General features: G+C 43.8%; 1 protein-coding gene. It reads left to right on the top strand.

What is annotated here, in order from left to right; translation table 11 throughout:
- Window positions 1-133 precede the first annotated feature (133 nt).
- On the top strand, window positions 134-1473 hold a 1340-nt coding region (locus GC098_RS31265; protein WP_171647582.1), incomplete at its 3' end, for an IS4 family transposase.

The following is a 1473-nucleotide window of genomic DNA, read 5'->3' as shown; positions in this document are numbered from 1 at the left end:
AAGCGGTCTGAGCATATGTCAGTGTAAGAGTACAGAAGAAAAGTTTCCATTCTTGACAGAAAAACACCCTTCTGGTTTGGTATCATGGAAGTGTCGAGCAACCATGCAAACAAAGAAAGGTGTTGTAATTCATATGTTACACCAAAAATCCTTGTCTGAACAGGCAAAAACACGTTTTTCTATCTTGTTCGCAACCTTACAAATTGGTCAACTCTTACGAAAAGCTGGAATTAACAAGTCGTTTGGTCCGTCCAGTTTAGCTGTGTTTCAGATCTTGTTCTCTCTCGTGTTTGAAGGTCGAAACTGGTTCCGCCTTTTGGAGAGTGAGCGTGGTGCATCGCTACCTGGAAAAGACGTCATTTATCGGTTTCTTAATCAAGGCACTTTCGCATGGCGGAAGTTTCTTCATAGCTTTGCTTTAAAAATCATCCAGCACTTTGAATCGCTTATTGCTCCTTCGCGTACGCGTGTTTTCATCATCGACGATTCAGTTTTAAACCGTAATCGTAGCAAGAAAGCCGAGCTGCTAGCTCGTGTATTCGACCATACGACTGGCCGTTTCACCAAGGGGTTTACCATGCTAACGCTTGGTTGGTCAGATGGGTTTAGCTTTGCTCCAATTGACTTCGTCATGCTTTCTTCGGCCAAACTGGTGAATCGGATTTGCGAAATGAAGGAACATATTTACAAGCGCAGCCATGGATATAAGCGTCGACTGGAGGCATTCACCCGCAAACCGGATGCCGTCGTAGTCTTGTTACAGCGTGCACTTTCTGCCGGATTTACAGCTGACTTTGTGCTGATGGACAGTTGGTTTACTCAAGCACCGTTACTTCGGGAGCTTCATGCAATGGGACTTTCGGTTATTGGAATGATCAAAGAGATGAAACAACGCTATCGCTTGAATGGCAAGTTGATGAGTTTGAAAGAGCTTTACAGCACGCTTCCTAAGAACAAAAATAATGAAATCTTAGGTGCTGTTATCGTCGAAACAGCTTGTGGGTTACGGGTTAAGTTGGTTTTCGTCCAAAACCGTAACAAACGCCGGGAATGGTTGGCAATTCTCAGTACCGATCTGACGGTAAGTGCAGATGAGATCGTCCGAATCTACGGAATGCGTTGGAGCATCGAGACTTTTTTCAAATTCACCAAAAGCTTTCTGAAGCTTGGGACTGAGTTTCAAGGTCGTTCATTTGACATGCTGATCAGCCATACAACAGTAGTATTCAGCCGTTATTTAGTTATGGAATTTGAACGTCGACAGGAAAATGATGCCAAGTCACTGGGTGGTCTATTTTTCCTTTTTGCAGATGAAGTAAGAGATCTGGATTACCAAACCGCGTTGCAGCAACTGATGACGTTTTTCCTACAGATCGCCAAAGCCAAGACAAAACTGGAGAAGTCCAATGTATTTTGTCAACTCCGTGAGTGGATCGTCGGTTTACCTAGCTACATCAAGGGTTTGTTCATAGA

This window comes from Paenibacillus phytorum, assembly GCF_013141715.1.
GTDB classification, from domain to species: domain Bacteria; phylum Bacillota; class Bacilli; order Paenibacillales; family NBRC-103111; genus Paenibacillus_E; species Paenibacillus_E phytorum.
Note: the sequence above shows the minus strand (reverse complement) of the source record. Positions and strands in the feature narration are given on the sequence as shown.